The sequence below is a fragment of the Siminovitchia fortis genome, from assembly GCF_007681465.1.
GTDB lineage: Bacteria > Bacillota > Bacilli > Bacillales > Bacillaceae_C > Siminovitchia > Siminovitchia fortis.
In genome coordinates this window covers 1-21,118 of sequence record NZ_VEKZ01000049.1, presented here as the reverse complement: position 1 = coordinate 21,118, position 21,118 = coordinate 1, and the positions used below count along the sequence as shown (strand labels likewise).

The 21,118-nt window shown below is 44.3% G+C and carries 22 protein-coding genes; 20 read left to right on the top strand and 2 right to left on the bottom strand.

Annotated features, from left to right (window positions below):
* The first annotated feature begins 13 nt into the window (after positions 1-13).
* Both FS666_RS14355 and mobB read left to right on the top strand, forming a co-directional pair.
* The gene (locus FS666_RS14355) at positions 14-1,303 is read left to right on the top strand and encodes a molybdopterin molybdotransferase MoeA (RefSeq protein ID WP_144461701.1); all 1,290 of its coding nucleotides are present in this window, start codon (positions 14-16) and stop codon (positions 1,301-1,303) included.
* The gene (gene mobB / locus FS666_RS14350; protein ID WP_144461698.1) at positions 1,273-1,788 is read left to right on the top strand and encodes a molybdopterin-guanine dinucleotide biosynthesis protein B; all 516 of its coding nucleotides are present in this window, start codon (positions 1,273-1,275) and stop codon (positions 1,786-1,788) included. The genes FS666_RS14355 and mobB overlap by 31 nt, the downstream gene beginning before the upstream one ends.
* 128 nt (positions 1,789-1,916) lie before the next feature.
* Here the strand turns inward: mobB and FS666_RS14345 are convergent, their stop codons facing one another.
* The gene (locus tag FS666_RS14345) at positions 1,917-2,156 is read right to left on the bottom strand and encodes a YkuS family protein (RefSeq protein ID WP_144461695.1); all 240 of its coding nucleotides are present in this window, start codon (positions 2,154-2,156) and stop codon (positions 1,917-1,919) included.
* A gap of 162 nt (positions 2,157-2,318) precedes the next feature.
* On the opposite strand from FS666_RS14345, the gene FS666_RS14340 reads away from it, so the two are divergent.
* The 9 genes from FS666_RS14340 (at position 2,319) to FS666_RS14300 (ending at position 9,919) form a co-directional block, all read left to right on the top strand.
* On the top strand, positions 2,319-2,666 hold the full coding sequence (locus FS666_RS14340; RefSeq protein WP_144461692.1) for a DUF1033 family protein: 348 nt from the start codon (positions 2,319-2,321) through the stop codon (positions 2,664-2,666).
* Positions 2,663-3,907 carry an MFS transporter gene (locus FS666_RS14335; RefSeq protein ID WP_144461689.1) on the top strand — a complete coding sequence of 415 codons (1,245 nt, stop codon included), beginning with the start codon at positions 2,663-2,665 and terminating at the stop codon, positions 3,905-3,907. The genes FS666_RS14340 and FS666_RS14335 overlap by 4 nt, the downstream gene beginning before the upstream one ends.
* Positions 3,908-4,048: 141 nt before the next feature.
* Entirely contained in the window at positions 4,049-5,506 is a 1,458-nt protein-coding gene (locus FS666_RS14330) for an amidase (protein ID WP_244943920.1), read from the top strand.
* A gap of 82 nt (positions 5,507-5,588) precedes the next feature.
* The gene (locus FS666_RS14325; RefSeq protein ID WP_144461685.1) at positions 5,589-6,140 is read left to right on the top strand and encodes an integrase; all 552 of its coding nucleotides are present in this window, start codon (positions 5,589-5,591) and stop codon (positions 6,138-6,140) included.
* Between the two features lie 185 nt (positions 6,141-6,325).
* Positions 6,326-7,297 carry an oxygen-dependent tRNA uridine(34) hydroxylase TrhO gene (gene trhO, locus FS666_RS14320; protein ID WP_144461682.1) on the top strand — a complete coding sequence of 324 codons (972 nt, stop codon included), beginning with the start codon at positions 6,326-6,328 and terminating at the stop codon, positions 7,295-7,297.
* Between the two features lie 105 nt (positions 7,298-7,402).
* The gene (locus FS666_RS14315; RefSeq protein ID WP_144461679.1) at positions 7,403-8,473 is read left to right on the top strand and encodes an AI-2E family transporter; all 1,071 of its coding nucleotides are present in this window, start codon (positions 7,403-7,405) and stop codon (positions 8,471-8,473) included.
* An 88-nt stretch (positions 8,474-8,561) separates the two neighbouring features.
* The gene (locus FS666_RS14310; RefSeq protein WP_120073823.1) at positions 8,562-8,765 is read left to right on the top strand and encodes a DUF1657 domain-containing protein; all 204 of its coding nucleotides are present in this window, start codon (positions 8,562-8,564) and stop codon (positions 8,763-8,765) included.
* A gap of 66 nt (positions 8,766-8,831) precedes the next feature.
* Entirely contained in the window at positions 8,832-9,038 is a 207-nt protein-coding gene (locus tag FS666_RS14305) for a DUF1657 domain-containing protein (protein WP_120073821.1), read from the top strand.
* Positions 9,039-9,058: 20 nt separating this feature from the next.
* On the top strand, positions 9,059-9,919 hold the full coding sequence (locus FS666_RS14300; protein WP_120073852.1) for a DUF421 domain-containing protein: 861 nt from the start codon (positions 9,059-9,061) through the stop codon (positions 9,917-9,919).
* A gap of 377 nt (positions 9,920-10,296) precedes the next feature.
* Here the strand turns inward: FS666_RS14300 and FS666_RS14295 are convergent, their stop codons facing one another.
* Positions 10,297-11,916 (bottom strand): ABC-F family ATP-binding cassette domain-containing protein, encoded by a 1,620-nt coding sequence (locus FS666_RS14295; protein WP_144463616.1) that lies wholly within the window; start codon positions 11,914-11,916, stop codon positions 10,297-10,299.
* Between the two features lie 175 nt (positions 11,917-12,091).
* On the opposite strand from FS666_RS14295, the gene FS666_RS14290 reads away from it, so the two are divergent.
* From FS666_RS14290 to FS666_RS14250, 9 genes are all read left to right on the top strand, one after another.
* A complete protein-coding gene (locus FS666_RS14290) occupies positions 12,092-12,274 on the top strand; it encodes a cold-shock protein (RefSeq protein ID WP_120073817.1) in 183 nt (60 codons plus the stop codon).
* A 293-nt stretch (positions 12,275-12,567) separates the two neighbouring features.
* The gene (locus FS666_RS14285; RefSeq protein WP_144463615.1) at positions 12,568-14,130 is read left to right on the top strand and encodes an FAD-dependent oxidoreductase; all 1,563 of its coding nucleotides are present in this window, start codon (positions 12,568-12,570) and stop codon (positions 14,128-14,130) included.
* A 125-nt stretch (positions 14,131-14,255) separates the two neighbouring features.
* On the top strand, positions 14,256-14,498 hold the full coding sequence (locus tag FS666_RS14280) for a hypothetical protein (RefSeq protein ID WP_144463614.1): 243 nt from the start codon (positions 14,256-14,258) through the stop codon (positions 14,496-14,498).
* Between the two features lie 155 nt (positions 14,499-14,653).
* Entirely contained in the window at positions 14,654-14,935 is a 282-nt protein-coding gene (locus FS666_RS14275; protein ID WP_186306569.1) for a DUF485 domain-containing protein, read from the top strand.
* Complete coding sequence (locus FS666_RS14270; protein WP_144463612.1) at positions 14,932-16,482, top strand: solute symporter family protein; 1,551 nt, start codon at positions 14,932-14,934, stop codon at positions 16,480-16,482. Before FS666_RS14275 ends, FS666_RS14270 begins: the two co-directional genes overlap by 4 nt.
* Positions 16,479-18,227 carry a LytS/YhcK type 5TM receptor domain-containing protein gene (locus FS666_RS14265; protein WP_306463608.1) on the top strand — a complete coding sequence of 583 codons (1,749 nt, stop codon included), beginning with the start codon at positions 16,479-16,481 and terminating at the stop codon, positions 18,225-18,227. Before FS666_RS14270 ends, FS666_RS14265 begins: the two co-directional genes overlap by 4 nt.
* Positions 18,224-18,991 (top strand): LytR/AlgR family response regulator transcription factor, encoded by a 768-nt coding sequence (locus tag FS666_RS14260; RefSeq protein WP_144463610.1) that lies wholly within the window; start codon positions 18,224-18,226, stop codon positions 18,989-18,991. Before FS666_RS14265 ends, FS666_RS14260 begins: the two co-directional genes overlap by 4 nt.
* 148 nt (positions 18,992-19,139) lie before the next feature.
* Positions 19,140-19,448, top strand: a complete 309-nt coding sequence (locus tag FS666_RS14255) for a DUF485 domain-containing protein (RefSeq protein ID WP_144463609.1) — start codon at positions 19,140-19,142, stop codon at positions 19,446-19,448.
* A 2-nt stretch (positions 19,449-19,450) separates the two neighbouring features.
* On the top strand, positions 19,451-20,983 hold the full coding sequence (locus tag FS666_RS14250; protein ID WP_144463608.1) for a solute symporter family protein: 1,533 nt from the start codon (positions 19,451-19,453) through the stop codon (positions 20,981-20,983).
* Positions 20,984-21,118: the final 135 nt, after the last annotated feature.

Genomic DNA, 21,118 nt, shown 5'->3' with positions numbered 1-21,118 from the left:
GCCTGATGAAGCAGTGGTAGAGAGAAGGAAGCCGATTTGGATCAAGGAAGCAACTGAAAAAGTGATGGAATATAAAAAAAGGGGGGAAGGGGAGACGGTATCCATACATGAGTGTGACGATCGATATCTCTATGCTCCGCTGATAGCAGATCATGACGTGCCGCCGTTTGACCGATCCCCTTATGATGGCTTTGCATTACGGGCGAAGGATACGGAAAATGCATCCCGTGAAAATCCGTTATTGTTTGAAGTCATTGATGAAATTGGAGCGGGACAGGTCAGTCTCCAGAAGGTTGGCCAACTGGAAGCGGTCCGGATCATGACTGGAGCCCAAATTCCTGTCGGAGCGGATTGTGTCATCATGCTTGAATTGGTTAAAGAAATCACGGAAGGCGGCAAAAAATACATTGAAGTAAAAAGAACCCTTCAGGAAGGGGATAATATTTCTTTTCAGGGAGAAGACACTCAAAAGGGTAGCCCGCTGATAGATAAAGGGGAGAGAATCAACCCCGGGATTAAGGCTTTGCTGGCCACATTCGGATATGGCAAAGTGAAAGTTGCCAAAAAGCCGATTGTAGGAATTATCGCAACGGGAAGTGAGCTGCTTCGCCCGGAAGATGATCTTGAACCGGGGAAAATAAGAGACAGCAACGGTTATATGATTGAATCCCAAGTTCTCCGAACAGGCGGAATCTATAAAAAATATGACAATTGTGCGGATGATTTAGAAACTCTCTATCAGGCGATGAAGACAGCTTTAGAAGAATGCGACATTGTGATTACAACCGGCGGAGTGTCCGTAGGGGATTTCGATTATTTGCCAGAAATCTATCAAAGGCTCGGGGCAAAGCTTTTATTCAATAAAATTGCCATGCGTCCGGGAAGCGTAACAAGCTGCGCTGAAATTAACGGTCGGCTGTTATTTGGACTTTCCGGGAATCCATCGGCGTGCTATGTCGGATTTGAATTATTTGTAAAGCCTTATTTACGATATTGGATGCATTCCGACCGTCCGTATACACGGTTCATCACAGGTGTACTGAAATCAGATTTCCCGAAGCCGAACCCATTCACCAGATTTGTACGGGGGAAGCTAAGCTATGCAGGCGGCACGGTATATGCTGAACCGGTGGGATTGGATAAATCCGGGGTTGTGACCTCTATTGCCTGGGCTGATTGTTTAATTGTGCTGCCGGGAGGAACAAGAGGATATGGGGAAAAAGACGAAGTGGATTTAATCCTTCTTGAAGACCAACAGGGAAGCGAAGTGCCATGGCAGGAAAAAAAATTATCCAAATTGTAGGATTCCAGAACAGCGGAAAAACGTCCTTGATCGAAAAGCTGATCAAAGCATGCAAAAAGAAGGGCATTGCAGTAGGGACAATTAAGCATCACGGCCATGGAGGAACGCCCGATCGCCCGTTTTTAAATAAGGACACCGATCGGCACCGGCAGGCCGGTGCAGCGGTCACGGCAGTTGAAGGAGCGGGTGCCTTACATATAGAGGTCATGAAGGATTATTGGGAATTGGAGGATATTATTCGGATTTACGGGCAGCTGCCTGTTGATATCATTCTGGTTGAGGGTTATAAAAAAATGGACTACCCAAAAGTGGTGCTTCTGCGAAATCAACAAGATGAAATCCTATTGCAACAACTGACAAATATCATTGCGGTCATTTCCCATGAACATTTAAGCCGCACACCGTATTACCCGATTTTCGGAAGCGATGAGATGGACCGTTTCGTTCATTGGTTCATGAAGAAAATAAATGAGACTGAAGACTAACCTTGTCCTCAGTCTCATTTATTTAAGTTAAAGGTATAAATTTTTCCCGAATTTTTCTTCTAACAAAGGTTACATAATGTCCAGCTTCAGCGTCTATCGACGATAAACAGGCGCCTCCGCCTTTAGTCTTAATGCAGTTTTTGCTCTACTTTCTGGCAGACCTCTTCGGCAGAAAGGCCGCTTGCTTCGATGACAGGCACCTGAGTGCTCGTCGTTTCGATTCCCATAATGTCGGAATCCATGCCAGTGACCACGCAGCAGTCCACATTGTTCAAGTCTGAAGCGTTAGAAAGGGGAATAACCTGGTAGCCCTTTTCCATAAGTGCTTGTGAAACATTGGATAAATTTTCTTCAACTCCGATTCTCATTCCCGAAAACACCTCCTTGTCTTTCTTATAGTTCCAATTTTAAGCTTTTTTAAACGGTCCATCTAAGCATTTTATTGGAGACCCTGACGCCGGAAATGTATAATGTTAAGCGTATTTTAAATATTGGTATTTCGTAACTTTTTAAGCGTGGAGGAAAAAAACATGGTTCAAAACTGGGAAGTTATCGTTACGAAGGGTGAGAGCGAACCGTGGTGGTTTTTCCCTGAATGGAGAAATGACATCATTGAAATGTACACATATACGGATTCAACAGCAGCGACCCAAAAATATCTGTCCCTTTTTCAGCGGTTAAAAAAAGGTTTTGAAAATGTTAAAGTCAAAAAAACATCTTTGGCTGCTTTTTGGAACAATGATGATGTCTCGTATTGTGAGCATTGTGATGACGATTTACAAATATATTATGGGCTGCTGATTTTAGCAGATGGAGAGCCTTATCAACTTCCGGAAAGCTCAGAAATGCCGGATATCAAGAAAAGAGAGATAAAATGAGGGCAACTGCGAAAATAAAATCCTCAACAGCACAGAACCAGACGCCGACGGTATATGGAATCCTTTTTGCGATCAGCGCAAGCCATCTTTTGAATGATTCGATTCAATCCGTCGTACCCGCAATGAACCCGATTTTTGAACAGACGCTGAACCTTTCGTTTGCGCAGATTGGATGGATTGCCTTCGTCCTGAATATGACAGCTTCCGTCATGCAGCCTGTTTTCGGGTATTTTGCAGATAAAAGGGCAACACCTTTTATGCTGCCGGTCGGAATGTTCATGAGTATGCTTGGCTTGATCGGCTTCGCCCTTTCTCCAAATTTTTATGTCATACTGATATCTGTCTTTTTTATAGGCATCGGATCGGCCGTCTTTCATCCGGAAGGCTCCCGTGTTGCTTATATGGCGGCAGGAACAAAGCGCGGGCTGGCACAGTCCATTTACCAGGTTGGCGGAAACTTCGGGCAATCGCTGGCTCCGGTTTTTACTGCATTCATTTTTGTTTCTCTTGGACAAAAAGGAGCGCTTCTGTTTACGCTGGTGACCGTCACAGGAATTATGATATTGCTGTACGTCTCAAAATGGTATAAAGGACAGATCCAGGACGGAATGAAGTTCAGCCGAAAAAACACGGTGAAGTCCCAGCAGTCCGCCGCCCCCGTACACTCAAAAATAAAGATAGCGATGGGACTGCTCGTATTTCTCGTTTTCGCAAGATCATTCTATGTGGCTGGTATCAACAATTTTTATCAATTTTATTTAATGGAAGATTACGGACTGACTGTAAGGCACGCGCAATTATATGTATTTATTTTCATGTTCGCAGGCGTTCTGGGAACGTTTTTCGGAGGCCCGCTCGCCGACCGGTTTGGGCGAAGGAACATGATCTTTCTGTCAATGGCAGGCGCCGCCCCGCTTACAATCATTTTGCCATTTGTTCCGCTTCCATTGATTATCCCTATTTTTTTCATCATTGGTTTTATTATTTTATCAAGTTTCAGTGTGGCAGTTGTATATGCACAGGAATTGCTGCCATCCAAAGTGGGCATGGTATCCGGCTTGATTGTGGGCCTTGCATTTGGCATGGGCGCGGTGGGGGCCGTACTGCTGGGAACATTGGCAGATATGTACAGTATACGCTTTGTTATGATATTATGCGGTCTATTGCCCCTTGTGGGCATTTTGACATGGCTGCTTCCAAGTGATGAAAAAGTCCGGGAATTGACATCTGCAAGTAAATAGGCACTCCTATACCCCGGCTGCCCCGGGGTTTTTTCATTATAAAGTTACTATCACGAAGCCGTCCGCTTTTATTGTCAGAAGGAATTAAATAGAAGTTTATCGAATAAGGAATGGAAAGAGGATAAGATAGGGGGGAGTGGAGTGGCGGTTCAATCAGATCCCCGCCAGCAAATGAAGCGGCGGGACGTTTTATACATGGATGTAAACGATTTGTTGCAGGAGTTGTCCGAAGGCAATCTCACTTCAGTAGAAATAACAAAAATGTATATTGACCATCTGAAACACGTCAACCCAAAAGTGAATTGTCTTGTGGAAGACCGTTTTTCAGAAGCATTGAAGGAGGCGGAAGAAGCTGACCTCCTAATCCAAAGTGGTAAAACGAAAGGAAAACTGACAGGGATACCGATCAGCATGAAAGAATCCTTCCATGTAAAAGGAATGAAGACAACTGGCGGATTAAAACATCGCGCTGACAAGACGGAAACAAATGATGCCAGGGTGGTGGAAGCTCTAAGAAGAGAGGGAGCAATCATACTGGGCAAGACCAATACACCGACCCTTTGCTTTTGCCAGGAGACGGATAACAAAGTGTATGGAAGGACGAATAATCCTTGGGATTTGGACAGGACGGCAGGAGGCTCTTCCGGCGGTGAAGGAGCATTGATTGCATTGGGAGGTGCTGCAGCGGGAATTGGCTCAGATATTGGCGGCTCCATACGCTTTCCGGCCCATTTTAATGGTGTAATCGGTTTCAAATCGGGAAATGATCGAGTTTCCGACGACGGCAGCTATCCTGAAGTAGTTCATTCTCTTCAAAAAAGAATGCTGGGAATTGGTCCGATGGTGAAATCTGTGCGGGATGCAAGGCTCATCTATCAGATAATAGCCAATCACACTTATGACAGCCCGTTGAATATAAATGACTTTGTCATACAAAAGCTTCCGAAAGGATCTTATTTCTTAAGTGAGGAGATGGAGCAAAAACTTCAGGAAGTTATAGACCATTTGAACAAAAGGCTGCAGGTCGAAATTGAAATTCCTCCCTTTTTTGATGAGAGTGCATTAATGTGGCAGGAAATCATGTCGTTGGACGGGGGCAAATCAACTGCTAACGCCGCGGGATTTTCCGGAACTGGGGCAGTTGTCCGAAATTATTTGAAAGAGAAATTAACCGGGGGATCCGACTATCATTCCTATCTGACATGGGCCTTGATTGGAGCAGGTCTATTTAAGCCTGGCGCAAGGCGCATGGGGGAAATTAATCGGCTTATCGAAGAAGGAGACCATAGGATAACAGAACATTTTCATCGTAAAATCATTATATTGCCGGTTTACCACCGAACGGCTCCGTTCCATGGAGAGCTGTATGGCGAGATTTTTTCCATTAAAAAAACTTTTAAAACATACATGCCATTTGTAGCATTTGCCAATGTATGGGGACTGCCGTCCCTGACCGTTCCAGCCGGAAAAGACGAAAAGGGGCTCCCGATGGGCATACAGCTTATCAGCAAAAATGGAAACGAAGAGGCACTCTTTCAACTGGGCGAGATGATTGAACAGGAGTTTGGCGGGTATGAGCGCTGCGTTTTACACGATTAGTGCATTTCAACATTTTTTTTGAAAGAAATCCATGGTAAAATGAGCATCAGAACGAGGAAAAGGAGAAAGCAACGGGGGAGTAATGATCAACAAACAAATAGAAATTAAAGAGTTGATTCAATCAACATTGACAAAAGCGGGTATGGATTTGGATGTTAAGGAAGAGCGGTGCGGAATCAACATGAGCTATAATTTTATTCTTCATTATGTAGGTTTCGATGTAGAGCGGATCAAATCGGCCATAAAAGAAGTTCCAGCGGCTATTTCCCTTGAAGACTATATCAAAACGTTCTCTCTTCATGAAGGAGGGCATGCAGTTGACCGCAAGGCTTTGCTTGCGTCATTGGACAGAACAATTGAAATTCATGAAATGAAACAAAAACACCCGATTGGAGACCAGTATAACAATCCGCATCTGCTGAACATGCTGATCGAGGAGCATCAAATGAATATCGGTTTTGAGGAAACGGCATGGAAAAATGCTGAAAAGTTGAACAGAAAATATAGAATCGTTGATTCGATGGTTTTCGAATTTCTTAAAAACCAGGGTTTAAAAACATACATTGATTCCTATGAAAAAGATTTAATTATATTTGAAAGGCTTGTGAACAGCAAGAGTGAACAAATCGCATAAAAAAGCTTCAGCAAGCAACACCGGCTGAAGCTTTTTTTATGCAGTTCCCGATTCTTTAAATGGGACAAATTTCAAAAAATAAAGGGTTTAAAAACCTGATTTGCCAAGCACTATAAACGGTAGTATAATCTTTACGCAACCTGCTTTTGTATCTTGCAAATATAAATAATAGGTGGTAGTAAAAAATGACAACAAGCAAAGAGTACAGAGTTTTATTGTATTATCATTACGTAACGATTGATGATCCGGAGGAGTTTGCAAAACAGCACCTGAAATTCTGCAAAGAGACCGGGCTGAAAGGCAGGATCCTTGTAGCAAATGAAGGGATCAACGGCACTGTTTCCGGAACTGTTGAACAGACTGACCGGTATATGGAAATGATGAAGGCGGATCCGCGCTTTGCGAATATGGTTTTTAAAATAGACGAAGCAGACAAGCATGCGTTTAAAAAGATGCATGTCCGTCCGCGCAAAGAATTGGTCACCCTTCGATTGGAGGATGACATCGATCCAAGACAACTGACCGGCAAATATTTGAGCCCGCAGGAATTCTATGAAGCGATGCAGGAAGAGGATACTGTCGTCCTTGACGCACGCAATGATTATGAATATGATCTCGGACATTTCAGGGGGGCTATCCGCCCTGATATAAAAGCATTCAGGGAACTGCCGGACTGGGTCCGTAAAAATAAAGATAAATTAGAAGGAAAGAAAATCTTGACCTACTGCACGGGCGGCATCCGCTGTGAGAAGTTCTCAGGCTGGCTCGTCAAGGAAGGTTTCGAAGATGTGTCCCAGCTTCACGGCGGAATCGTCACATATGGAAAAGACCCTGAAGTCCAAGGAGAGCTTTGGGACGGAAAATGTTATGTCTTTGACGAAAGGATTTCTGTTCCTGTCAACCGGAAGGAACATGTTATTGTGGGCAGGGACTATTTTGACGGAGAGCCTTGTGAAAGATACGTAAACTGTGCGAATCCGGAATGCAACAGGCAATTTCTTTGCTCGGAGGAGAACGAGCATAAATATTTGCGCAGCTGTTCTGACGAGTGCCGGGTGCATCCTCGAAATCTTTATGTCAAGGAGCACAACTTGACCGAAGAAGAGGTCAATGACCGGATTAAAAAGCTGGAAGAAGAAAAAGCATTGAACGTTTAAAGACGGAGCCCGTTCATCTGATAAGATGGCGGGTTCTTCTTTTTTTCATCATGTGTGTATGCGATAATGGACATATTGTTACATAGAAAGAAAAGAGGGGAAGTTATGGTAAAAGAGAAATGGTTCAGGATAGGAACCGGCATCATTATGGCTTTTTTGATCATTTATCTGGGAACAAAGGTCAGTTTTATCTTTACCCCGTTAGTGATCATTATACAAACGTTATTTCCTCCCATTGTAATCAGCGGGATCCTTTATTATTTGCTGCGCCCCATTGTCAATCTGCTGGCAAAGAAAATACCGCGGACTTTGGCGATCATCCTTGTTTTTGTCGGGATTGCCGGCGTGATGACAGCGGCGGTCTTCGTGATTGGCCCTGAACTGCAAAGACAGTATAATCTTTTTGTGGAAAATCTTCCTGCTTATTCAAAGAACATTCAGGAGTGGGCTTTGTCCATCATGGATAAAGACTGGTTCCAACGCTTCCAGGAGAATGATTATCTCTCTGTGGAGAAAATTACGTCCTATTTGGAAAATAATGCGAAAAGCATGCTCCAGGATGCCGGAATCAAAATTGCCAGCACTGTCGGCTTTGTTGCCAATATTATCATGGTGCTCGTACTTGTGCCATTTGTTTTATTTTTTATCCTAAAGGACGGAAAACAAGCGCCGACTTTTTTATTGAAGATTCTTCCCAAAAAACATCAAAATGAAGCCGTTAATATTTTGAAAGACATGGACGAAGCTTTGAGCGCATACATACAAGGACAATTGATCGTAAGCTTTTGCGTGGGACTGACCGCCTATATCGGCTATGTAATCATCGGGCTTGATTATTCCCTCGTTCTTGGCGTTGTAGCTATGGTTACGAATGTGATTCCGTTTATCGGGCCATGGATCGGAACATTTCCGGCAGTGATTGTCGGATTGCTGGACAGCCCTTTCAAGGCACTGCTTGTCATCATTGTGGTGGTCATTGTCCAACAACTTGACAGCAATATAACCTCTCCGCTTGTTATGGGGAAAAAGCTGAACATCCACCCATTGACCATCATTTTTGTCTTGTTGGTAGCAGGAAAATTCGGAGGACTGCTTGGTTTGATATTTGCCGTTCCCGTATATGCACTTTTGAAGGTCATTGTCAGTCATATGTACCAATACGTCAGACTTGATTGAACCCGGAATTTTTTTCATCTAATAATTGAGGCGTTTACTCATAAAATAGAAACGTTCTCAGGAACAATGATCAATGGAGGGATCGTTCATGACTGTTATCAATAACGTAAAACAGACACTTACAGGCTTGAAAAGCGCCCAGGCAAGCCTGGAAGGATTTGCACTTCAGACGGATAACAAGCAAGCCAAGCAATTGTATCAGATGGCTGCACAGCAAACGCAGGCCGTCGTTGATGCCCTCGAACCGCGAGTTCAGGAAATCATGCAGGAAGAGCCGCAATATAACGAATAATCTTTTAAAAAAGGAACAGAACAAAGCTGCTTCTGTTCCTTTTTTCAAAGTAAGGAGGTAAGTGGTTTGACTGTCATTTCCGATGTGAAAACAACGCTTGCGACGATGAAAGGAATACAGGCTTCATTCAGCAAGTTAGCCATGACAAGTACGGATCAGGAAGCCAAAAAAATTTTTCACGAGTGCATGATGGAAACAGAGCCCATTATCTCTGATTTGCAAAAGCGGGTGGAATATATGATGGCAGAAGAGCTGCAATACAAAAACTCCTGAGAGGAGGCTAGAGTTTGGATATTCCCCAATGGCTGAATATTATAATCCGATCAGTTATTTTGGTGATCGTTTTATTTTTACTGACAAAATGGCTGGGAAAGAAGCAGCTGTCGCAATTATCCTTCTTTGAGTATGTAGCCGGCATTACAATAGGCAGTATTGCAGCTGAAATCTCGACAGGGTTGGAAACAAACTTTTTCCACGGCATATATAGTATGATTGTATGGACAGCCATCCCATTCTTCGCCGGTTTGCTTGCGATCAAAAGTAAAAAGGCAAGGGATTTTATTGAAGGCCGGGAAACAGTTGTAATCAAAGATGGAAAAATTCAAGAGGAAAATTTGACAAAGCAGAAGTACACTGTAGATGAGTTGCTTCACCTTTTAAGAAAAAAGAATGCTTTTCAAGTTTCCGATGTTGAATTTGCAGTTCTTGAAGCAAACGGCGATTTGAACATATTGCTTAAAAAAGAAAAACAGCCGGTGACTCCCCAGGATTTGGGACTGGAGACAGCCCCTGTAAAAGTCCCGGAAACAGTCATATTGGAAGGACAGATTATAGATTCCGGCCTTGCAGCATGCGGATTAACGAGGGAATGGCTGGATGCAGAGCTGCAAAAGCTTGGTATCGTTCTCGACAACGTCTTCATAGGACAGGTGGATGCCTATGGCCAGTTCACAGCAGATTTGTATGACGATAAAATCCAATTGCCGAAGCCCCAGGAAAAACCATTGCTGCTGAGCTCATTAAAAAAATGCCAGGCCGATTTTGAAAGCTTTGCGTTGGCAACGGAAAATGAAGAGGCCAAACAAATGTATAAAAAGCACTCGGAGAAATTGGCAGACATGATCAAAAAATCGGAGTATCTGCTTGTAAATTAGAAAAGCGCAAGCGCCTTGTCCATCGACGTACAGACTGGAGTGCCTCCGACGAGATAAAGGATAAGGAAGTGCGAGAGTGCCTGCTTATCGGCGCAAAGCTAGACTACGCTTGCGAAGGCGTAGTTTACCTTCAGCAGCGATTGGCTTAATCCTTGCGCCGATGGCACTCGCAGCCGGACAACACGGCGAGGAACGCAGGCTCAAGCAGCGACGTCCTGTCGCTTCGCCTGCACTAGCACATCCTGTGCGTCGGAGCCGATGTTGACTTATCGTAGGAAAGCTTCTTCTTCGAGAGGCTTCCTGAGCTTTGTGACGAGCTGAATTATACTTTCTTACTCAGTTAGAAAGGGTCATCCGCTATCGGACGACCCTTTGATTTATGCATACATCTCTTCAATCAGATTTTGCAGTTGTTCGCTTTCCAAATATTCATTGTAGGTCATGTACTTATCGACAATCCCCGATGGTGTCAATTCGATAATCCGGTTGGCGATTGTTTCGATGAACTGATGATCATGTGAAGTGAATATCAATGACCCTTTAAAGTTGATCAATCCGTTGTTCAACGCTGTGATGGATTCCAGATCTAAATGGTTTGTCGGTTCATCCAGCAAAAGAACGTTAGCACCGCTCAGCATCATTTTTGACAGCATGCATCGCACTTTTTCTCCTCCGGATAGAACAGAAGCTTTTTTCAATGCTTCTTCACCCGAAAAAAGCATCCGTCCGAGAAACCCCCGCAAGAAGCTTTCAGTTTCATCCTGTGGTGAATATTGTCTGAGCCAGTCAATGAGGTTCAGCTCGACACCTTCGAAGAATTCTGTATTGTCTTTCGGGAAATAAGATTGGGAAGTAGTGACACCCCATTTATAGCTCCCGGTGTCAGGCTCCATTTCTCCGGAAAGAATTTGCAGCAAGGCGGTTTTGGCGATCTCATTTTTTCCGAGAAGAACAACCTTGTCATCTTTATTCAAAGTAAAACTGATATTGTCCAAAACCTTTACGCCGTCAACGGTTTTTGACAGATTGCTCACTGTAAGCAAATCGTTCCCGATTTCCCTTTCGGGTGTAAATGCCACATATGGATAGCGCCTGGAAGATGGCTTTATATCATCAAGGGTGATTTTTTCAAGAAGTTTTTTCCTGGACGTTGCCTGTTTGGACTTTGAAGCATTGGCGCTGAATCTGGCAATAAATGTCTGCAGCTCTTTGATTTTCTCTTCCTTCTTTTTATTGGCTTCCTGAGCCATTTTCTGCGCAAGCTGGCTTGATTCATACCAAAAATCATAGTTTCCGACATAAATTTGGATATTGCTGAAGTCTAGGTCCGCTATATGGGTGCAAACCTTGTTAAGGAAATGCCGGTCGTGGGATACAACAATGACTGTATTCTCGAAGTTGATCAAAAATTCTTCCAGCCATTGGATCGCCTTGATGTCCAAATGGTTTGTCGGCTCGTCAAGCAGCAGAATATCCGGCTTCCCGAATAATGCTTGAGCAAGGAGAACTTTTACTTTTTCGGCCCCTGACAGTTCGCCCATCTTTTTATTGTGAAGCTCTTCACCGATTCCAAGGCCTTTTAGTAAAATAGCTGCTTCGGATTCCGCTTCCCATCCGTTCAGCTCCGCAAATTCCCCTTCAAGCTCCGCAGCACGCATTCCGTCTTCCTCTGTAAAATCTGGTTTCATATAGATGGCGTCTTTTTCCTGCATGATTTCATACAGACGGGTGTGTCCCATTATGACAACTTGAAGCACTTCCACTTCTTCATATTCGAAATGATCCTGTTTCAAGACGGCGAGACGATCATTTGGAGAGATGGAAACAGTGCCGGTCTGCGCTTCAATTTCACCTGCAAGAATTTTAAGAAACGTTGATTTGCCGGCCCCGTTTGCGCCAATCAAGCCATAGCAATTGCCGGGGGTGAACTTGACATTTATATTTTCAAACAGCTTCCGGTCTCCAAAACGAAGACCAATATTATTTACGGTAATCAAATTTATCATAACCTCCACAAGAAATTCCTGTTTATTATAACACTTTTCATCAGCGGCGGGTATGGGGGCTGACCCCATTGTCGAGTTTTCCCGAACACTCGCTTCTTCCGTTCATTTTTTTTATTCCATAAATGGGGTATAATAGGAAGGATAACAAGAAAGGGGATCTTAATTCATGGCTTATAGAAGAGGGCCTCAGGAGCCTGTTCCTGAAGAGGAAACAATCGTTTGGTCATGTACGAATGAACAATGTTCTTGTTGGATGAGGGATGCCTTTTCTACAGAAAATAAAACGACCTGCCCGATTTGCAAATCGGAAATGGCACAGGAAACCAGAGTTTTGCCTGTCATCTCGTAATTTCACAATGCAGCTGTTCCGCTCTTTTGCCGGAGCGGCCTTTTTTATTGTTAAAGCAATAAAATTTTACCGAATTTTCTCTTCAAACAAAGATTACATAATGTCCAGCTCCAGGCGCCATCGGCGAAAGGCTCAAGCCGAATTGCTGTGGTGACTGAAAAGCTCCCTCATCAAAATTCGTCTTGTGCTTGTCGCCGATAGGCGGGCGCCTTGCGCTTTTCTTATGTTCTGCACATTTTTCAGCCAAAATGGGGAAACTGAAATGTAGAAAGATTTATTAGGAGGGTAAATCCATGACTAGTGAGCATGCAAATAACAATTCCCTGCCCCATGATCCGAGATCCTATTGGATAGATTCAATAGAAACACCGGCTTTTCCGGCGCTTGAAAAAGACATCGAGACAGAGGTGGCCATCGTTGGCGGAGGAATCTCAGGCATTACAACCGCATTTTTGCTTGCAAAGGAAGGTTTAAAAGTAACGATTTTGGAGTCAACCCGGTTATTAAACGGAACGACGGGGCATACGACAGCAAAAGTTACAGCGCAGCACGGCCTTATATATGATGAACTGATCGGCCACCTCGGGGTGGACAGTACGAAGCTCTATTATTCGGCAAACGAGGATGCGGCTGCTTTTATTGAAAATTATATCAGGGAGCATGGCATCGACTGTGACTATCAAAAGGAAAGCGCTTATATATTCTCTAGCTCTGAAAGTGACAGGCAGAGCCTTGAGAATGAATCGAAAGCCTATGAAAAACTAGGGATTGACGGGGGATTCATTGACAATATCCCGTTGCCGGTTACTGCGATTGGTGCAGTGGAGATGAAAAATCAGGCACAGTTTCACCCGCTGAAGTATTTGGCTCATATGGTAAAGGAAATCACCGAACAGGGCGTTCAGATTTTTGAAGGAACAACGGCAGTCAATATGGAGCATGGGGATCCGGCGGTCATTCATATGAGAAACGGCATAAAAGTAAAGGCTAAGTATGTTGTTTCGGCCTCCCATTTTCCGTTCCATGACGGGAAGGGATATTTTGCACGCCTGTACCCAAAACGATCCTATGTGATAGCTGTAAAACCGGAGAAAAGCTTTCCGGGCGGCATGTATATTTCGGCGGACAAGCCTACCAGGTCATTCAGAAGTGTCAAAATCAACGGGGAAGACATGCTTCTCGTCATTGGGGACAGCCATAAAACAGGCCAGGGTGTTCCCGAAATAGAACATTACGAGGCGCTGGAAAAAGAGGCCTTGAAAACTTTTGGTGCACAGCAAGTTTTATACAGGTGGTCCGCCCAGGATCTTGTAACACCTGATAAGGTGCCTTATATTGGACGCATTTCAGAAAGCCACGATAATGTCTTTGTGGCAACCGGCTTCAGAAAATGGGGAATGGCACACGGAACCCTGTCCGGGATGTTGATCAGGGATTTGATAACCGGCAGGGACAACCCTTATGAAAAGCTCTATGCTCCTTCAAGATTTCCCTTGGATCCAAGTATTAAAACTATGGTCAAAGAAAATATGAATGTGGCCGCCCAGTTAATCGGCGGAAAATTCGAGCGTCCCGACAAAGAAATAAAGGATATCCAGCAGGATGAAGGTGCAGTGATTACAATCAAGGGAAAAAGGGCAGGGGCTTATAAAGACAACAGCGGGGAACTGTTTGTTGTGGATACGACCTGCACCCATATGGGATGTGAAGTTAATTGGAACAGCGGTGATAAAACTTGGGACTGCCCTTGCCATGGTTCAAGGTTCGCTTATGATGGCGAAGTGATTGAAGGGCCTGCGGATCAGCCATTAAAAAGGATTGATCCTGAAAAGATTGATTATTCCACATCGACATAATAGATGCAGCCTCCTTCAATTGGCTTTTGTTCATATTTCCTGAATAAGAAGCCAAAGCGGGACCCACAATAAGAACAGTTCAAAGCAGGGCTTTGAACAAATTGGGATGAACAGGAGGCTGTAAAATGAGAAAGTTTTGGTCAACAATGTTCGCAGCGGCCGGAATCAGTGCTGCGGCCTATGGCTTGAGCAAATATCGGAATGGAAAATATATGAAGCCTGTTAAAAACATGCTGAACAGTGCTAAGGACATGTTCCAGAATTCCGGGGGTGCAGCCAATAATCCATTGATGGAAATATCAAAAGAACTTGCTCCAAGCGAGCTGATGAACAATCAAAGAAAAAAACGAGGCAAAACATCCCATTAATCCCACAAGCTGAAAGTCATCCCGGCTCCCTGTCAAGACGCAGGGAGCTTCGTTTTATTTATCCCGGATGAAATTTTGCAATTCATTATTATGTGAAATTTTGATAGAATGAGATAAAAATAGAGATGCATTTCAGAAGGCAGGTGCACAAAAACATGAAAGAGGCTGTGCTTTTTCAGCAGCTATTAAAGCGTAAAAAAAAGCTTATTATGCCAATGATGATATTCTTTGTCCTGTTTTATTTTGCCCTGCCTGTTCTCATATGGTTTTTTCCAGAGTGGGTATATAGTGAAAGACATTCTTTTTTTATTCCGTGGTGGTGGCTCTTTGCTTTTTTCCAGTTGATAGTAACATGGATATTGGGTTGGATTTATTGGTGCAAGGCGAAAAAGCACGATGAATTGATTGAAGATCTGAAGCAGGGGAAAGACATATGAATTATACATATTTCTTCTTTTTTCTTTGCATTATCGTTTGTACTCTGATTATTACACACTGGGCTGCGAAACGCGATCGTACCGCTTCCCAATTTTATGCTGCATCAGGCCATCTGACCGGCTTTCAAAACGGTCTGGCCATAGCAGGTGATTATATCAGCGCCGCATCTTTCCTTGGGATTACAGGGGCCATCTCACTCCATGGCTATGATGGTTTCTTATATTCAATCGGCTTTTTGGTTTCTTACTTGATCGTTTTGTTTTTGATAGCGGAACCCGTTAAGAACCTAGGAAAATATTCCTTGGCGGATGTCATCTGCGCCCGGTTTCCAAGCAATAGGATCAGATTGCTCATGGCATGCGGCACCTTTTTTATTTCCATCTTTTATATGATTCCCCAATTGGTTGCGTCCGGCCTTCTCATAAGGTTGCTTTTGGGTATTGACTATTCCATTTCCGTATTGGTGATAGGGAGTTTGATGACTGTTTATGTCGTTCTTGGGGGAATGGTTGCGACCTCATGGGTACAGATTGTGAAAACTGTATTGCTCATGTCGGGTACTTTTCTCGTATCACTGATGGTTTTGGCGCATTTTGATTGGAAGGTCATACAATTAGTAAATTATGTAAAGCAAGGAACTCCCCTTGGAGACCAATTTTTCTATCCCGGAAATCTATTTAATGATTTTTTGGAAATGTTTTCGCTGAAACTGGCACTGCTGCTGGGTACTGCAGGTTTGCCTCATATATTGATCAGATTTTACACTGTAAAAAACACGTTGGAAGTCCGTCGTTCCGTTATTACAGCCACGTGGATCATCGGTTTGTTTTATGTCATGACACTTGTATTGGGCCTGGGAACGATTGCGCTGATAGGAATGGAACGGCTGGCCGCTGCCGACCCTACCGGCAATTTGGCGGCACCGCTATTGGCGAAGGAATTAGGCGGGGATTTCCTGCTTGCGTTCATTTCAGCGCTTGCTTTTACGACAATCGTCGCCGTTGTTACGGGATTGGTCATATCCGCTACTATTTCGCTTTCGCATGATGTGTATCATCATATTTATAAAAAAGGCAAAGCGACCGACAAAGAACAGCTTCGTGTTGCGAAATGGACGGCTGTCGGGATCGGATTGATTGCAACGTTGTTTTCATTGGGGTTGGAAAATATCAATGTCACTTTCCTTGTTTCGTTAACCTTTGTCATTGCTGCCTCCACAAACCTTCCGGTCATTCTTTTGACGCTGTATTGGGAGCGCTTTAACGAAAGGGGCGTCATGACGGGGATGCTCAGCGGATTTTTATCATCAGTTATACTCGTGCTTTTCGGTCCGCATATCATGAATATCGAAAATGGCTGGATTGCCCGGGAGGCTTTGATTCCTCTTTACAATCCCGGCGTTATAGCGATCCCTATCGGGTTTATCGGGGCAATTATTGGAACATTGTTGTCCCGTAAGGCCTCTGATAAAAAAGCTTTTCTTCGTTCGCTTGTTAAAGCCCAGACGGGAATCGATACAAGGGGGCGCGGCTGGTGGAGTTCATGACGTATATATTGGTACAGAGGCTTGGACTTTTATTGATCTTGGCCTTTTTAATGACAAGGATTCCAAGCTTTAGAAGCCTGCTTGACAGAGAAATGGATACAAGAACCGTCATACTGCATGCCGTAATCTATGGTCTGTTTGGCATTGCAGGTACGATATCAGGGATTGTAATAGAGAACGGGAACATCGTTTCTCAATTTATACTTTCCCCGGTACAGAATCATCAATTGGTGGTCAGCTCGAGCCTTGTGGCCATTGTCATAGCAGGTTTGCTGGGCGGTCCGGTTGTTGGAATGGGAGCCGGCCTCATTGCTGGCATTCATCTTTTTTATCTAGGGGGCCTGGGAAACACAGCAGGATGTATTGTAAATATCCTTACGGGATTGCTTGTCGGCATGACAGCGCGCTTCTTTTCAAATGACAGGGTCATTTCACCATTAAAGGCCTTGTTTATCGGTATATTTCCGCCGATTCTCCAAATGGGGATCCTGTTAATCTTTCATCCCCATGATGATTTTATAAAGGAGGCAGTTGATCAAATCAGTTTGCCCCTTGTCTTTTCAAACAGCGTTGCCATCGCCATTTTTACTGCCATGATTGCTGCGGCTATCAATGAACAGGAACGTGAAGCGGCTTTGGAAACAAGGAGGGCTTTGATGATAGCCGAGGACGCCCTGCCTCACCTGAAAAAAGAATCCCAATTTGAAATGGCGCAGGGTATTGCCGAACTGCTTTTTAAGCGGTTGAAAGTGGCTGCTGTTTCCGTGTCAAACCGGGAACAGGTACTGGCATATGTTGGCCTCGGTGCAGATCATCATAAACCGGGCGACCCTTTGCAGACAAGGCTTTCACATGAGGTCATACAAACGGGGGCTTTGAAAGTGGCCTATTCCCAGGATCAAATATATTGTAAGCATGAAAAATGCCCGCTGCAGGCCGCGATCATTGTCCCGATATTGGAATCAAGTGAAACGAGCAAATTGATTAAATTGTATTTTCGGAAGTCACAGCATATTCGTTCAGTCGAAATTGTGCTGGCCCAAGGATTGGCCAAGCTTTTAACCAACCAATTAGCGGTTGTTCAATCAGAGAAACTGCAAACACTTATCCGTGATGCGGAGCTGAGAAACCTTGAGGCCCAGATCAACCCGCATTTCCTTTTTAATACGCTTCATCTTATCGCGACCCTTTTTCGGACCGACCCTGAAAAAGCCAGGCGCATTACTGTACAATTGGGAAATTTTATGAGGTTTAATCTTCGCTTGGCTTCTACTTCTCTCGTAGAACTGGAAAAAGAATGTGAACATTTACAATCATATATTGAAATTATCCAAACCCGTTTTTTTGGACGGCTGACTATTTGCTTTTCACCTATTGATGAATGCAAAGAAGCATTGATTCCGCCGTCGACGCTTCAGCCGTTAGTGGAAAACAGTGTCCAGCATGGACTGGAGAATGTGATGGAAGGCGGAAAGATTGATATCGAAATCAAGCGGAAGGCAGATTCCGTTTATATTGCCGTCCGTGATAACGGACGCGGATTTTCGAAGAAGAGCCTCTCGTTTGCAGGACGCTTTCCAATAGAAAGTGAGAGGGGCGGAGGCACAGGCCTATATAATGTAAACCAGCGATTAATCGGAATGCTTGGTGAACAATCTCGGCTGCATATCCGCAATCTCCCTTCGGGAGGCAGTGAAGTGCATTTTGAAATTCCAAATATTCATGCAGGGAGGAAAGCGACATGACGATTCGAGTGATGGTTGCCGAAGATGAGCGGCTCGTCAGGGAAGAGCTGATCTATATGCTGCAGCAGGAAAAAGATTTCCTACTGTGTCCCAGTGCCGAATCAGGGGAGCAATTGCTTGAGCTGTATGAAAAATATTCTCCGGACGTCATATTTTTGGACATTCACATGCCAAGGCTCTCCGGGGTGGATGTTGCTAAAAAATTGACAAAGGATAAAGAAAATCCCCCGCTATTTGTGTTTATAACCGCATATGACGATTATGCCCTTGAAGCATTTAAAGTCGAGGCGGTGGACTATCTGTTAAAACCATATGATGAATCACGTTTGAGGGAGGCTTCCGACAGGATCAGAAGGCGGCTCTCTGGTTCTGCAGCGCCCGGCTCTTTAAATAATAGAATTAAAGGGAGTTCTCCCGATTCGATTCCAGCCTCTTCCAAGCTGCTGATTGATGATGGTGAAAAAGTTGTGGTTTTATCACCCGAGTCGATATATTATGCTACACGTGTAGACAGGCATGTAGAAATCCACACTGCAGATGAGTTTGTCCAGGGGAAAATGACGTTGCAGGAACTCGAAGAGAAGCTGAAGGGTTTTCCATTTTTTCGGACGCACCGAAGCTATTTGGTCAACTTGGATTTCATCCAGGAAATAACCCCATGGTTTAATGGGGCATATAATCTCATTTTAAAGGGAGAAAAGAGAATGCGGATACCGGTAAGCCGCAGTGCGCAGAAAAAGCTGTTTCAACTGCTGGGACAGTGAATGGAACCGTTTACATCCGGATTATTGCCATTCAGGCAAAGTATCAGACAATTCACGGATTTATACACTATTTGCCGCACCTCTGTTTTATAGTAAATAAAATCGGCTTTTGCAGCTGGTTTTATTCCAAACCGGGAGGTGCAATGAAATGGAAAACTATGAGCGTATTGCCAATTCAAAGGAGTTTTTGGAACTGAAAAGAAGCAAATTACTCTTTATTTGGCCCGTGGTTATATTATTTTTCTGCCTTTATCTCTCGTTCCCGCTGATGGCTGCTTACGCAAAGCCGCTTATGGGAAAATTTGTTGCAGGAAATATAACCTTCGGATACCTGTATGGTGTATCCCTCTATTTCGTCGCCTGGGCCCTTGCATTTGTATATTTTGTCAAAGCGAAAGGTTTTGATCAAAAGGCAAAGGCTGTGGTAGATAAATACAGGCAGGAGAAGGGGGCATAGGTATGGGGGCTCATGCATTTGGAATATTTTTATTTATAGCAATAGTCGCGGCGACCATTTACATTACGCTATGGGCTGCCAAAAGAAACAAAAGCACAGCGGACTTCTACACTGCGGGCCGCTCTTTGACGGGCTGGCAAAACGGATTGGCGATATCCGGGGACTATTTAAGTGCTGCCTCTTTCCTGGGGATTGCCGGGTTGGTTGCTTTAAACGGCTATGATGGATTTATGTATGCCGTCGGCTGGATGGTCGGCTATGTCATCGTTCTTTATATCGTCGCTGAGCCGCTTAGAAACTCCGGTAAATTTACGGTCGCAGATGTTTTGGCTTCACGATTGAAAGAAAGGCCTATCCGAATGATGACAGCCATCGTTACTTTAGTTGTTACAACGTTTTATATGGTGGCCCAAATGGTGGGCGCAGGTGCCATTATCAATCTGCTCGTCGGTATCCCCTATGAACTGGCCGTCATTATCATCGGAGCATTGATGATCATGTACGTCATGCTTGGCGGGATGCTGGCAACAAGCTGGGTTCAGATCATTAAAGCCGTATTGCTCATGTTTGCCACTCTCATCCTTGTCTTGCTGGTCGCATTTATCTTCAAGTTCAGCATCTCTGGTTTATTTGGCGAAGTAGTTGCAACAAACGGGAAGGAATTCCTGTCGCCCGGAATATTGTATAAAAATCCGGTTGACCTGTTATCCCTTGGAATGGCATTGATCTTGGGGACTGCAGGCCTGCCTCACATTCTGATCAGGTTCTATACAGTGCCGTCTGCCCAGGAAGCAAGGAAATCGGTTATATGGGCAATGATTTTGATTGGTATTTTTTATATCATGATCGCCTTGGTCGGTTTTGCAGCATCAGTACTTGTCGGTTCCGATGCCATTCGGGCTGCTGACAAAGGCGGAAATATGGCTGCACCGTTATTGGCTCAATATATTGGAGGCGGAGCAGGAACGATCGGCGGAGAAATTTTTATGTCGCTTATATCAGCAGTCTCCTTTGCGACCATTGTTGCCGTTGTTGCCGGTCTGGTTATTGCAGGGTCTGGGGCATTCGCACATGATATTTACACAAATGTCATCAAGCGCGGAAAAGTGGACAGCAAGAAGCAATTCAAGGTTGCCAGAAATACAGCTTTAGTAATCGGGGCATTGTCCATCACGCTTGGAATTTTAGCGAAGGGGATGAATGTGGCCTATTTGGTTGTATTGGCATTTGCCGTCGGAGCAAGCGCCAACCTACCGGTAATCATCTTCTCGCTCTATTGGAAGCGCTTTAATACAGCCGGAGCCATCGGTGGCATGCTTGCCGGGATGCTGAGTGCTGTCATCCTGGTCATTATCGGGCCAAGCGTCATGGGAGAGAACGCCATTTTCCCGCTTGCCAACCCGGGCATCATCAGTATTCCATTAGGGTTCCTGACATCGATCGTGGTGTCCCTCATTACAAAGCCGGAAGACAATACGGAAAAGTACAACGAAATGGAGGTTAAGTCCAATACAGGGCTGGGCGCCGAATTATGACATGCCGCTTGTTGGCATGTCTTTTTTTTGCTGAATAAGCGTACAATGTCAAATACTTTTTTCAAGTTTTAAAGTAACTCAAAGACACCTACCGTAATTTCCTTATTTTTACAGGTAGCAATTAACCAAGTTTAT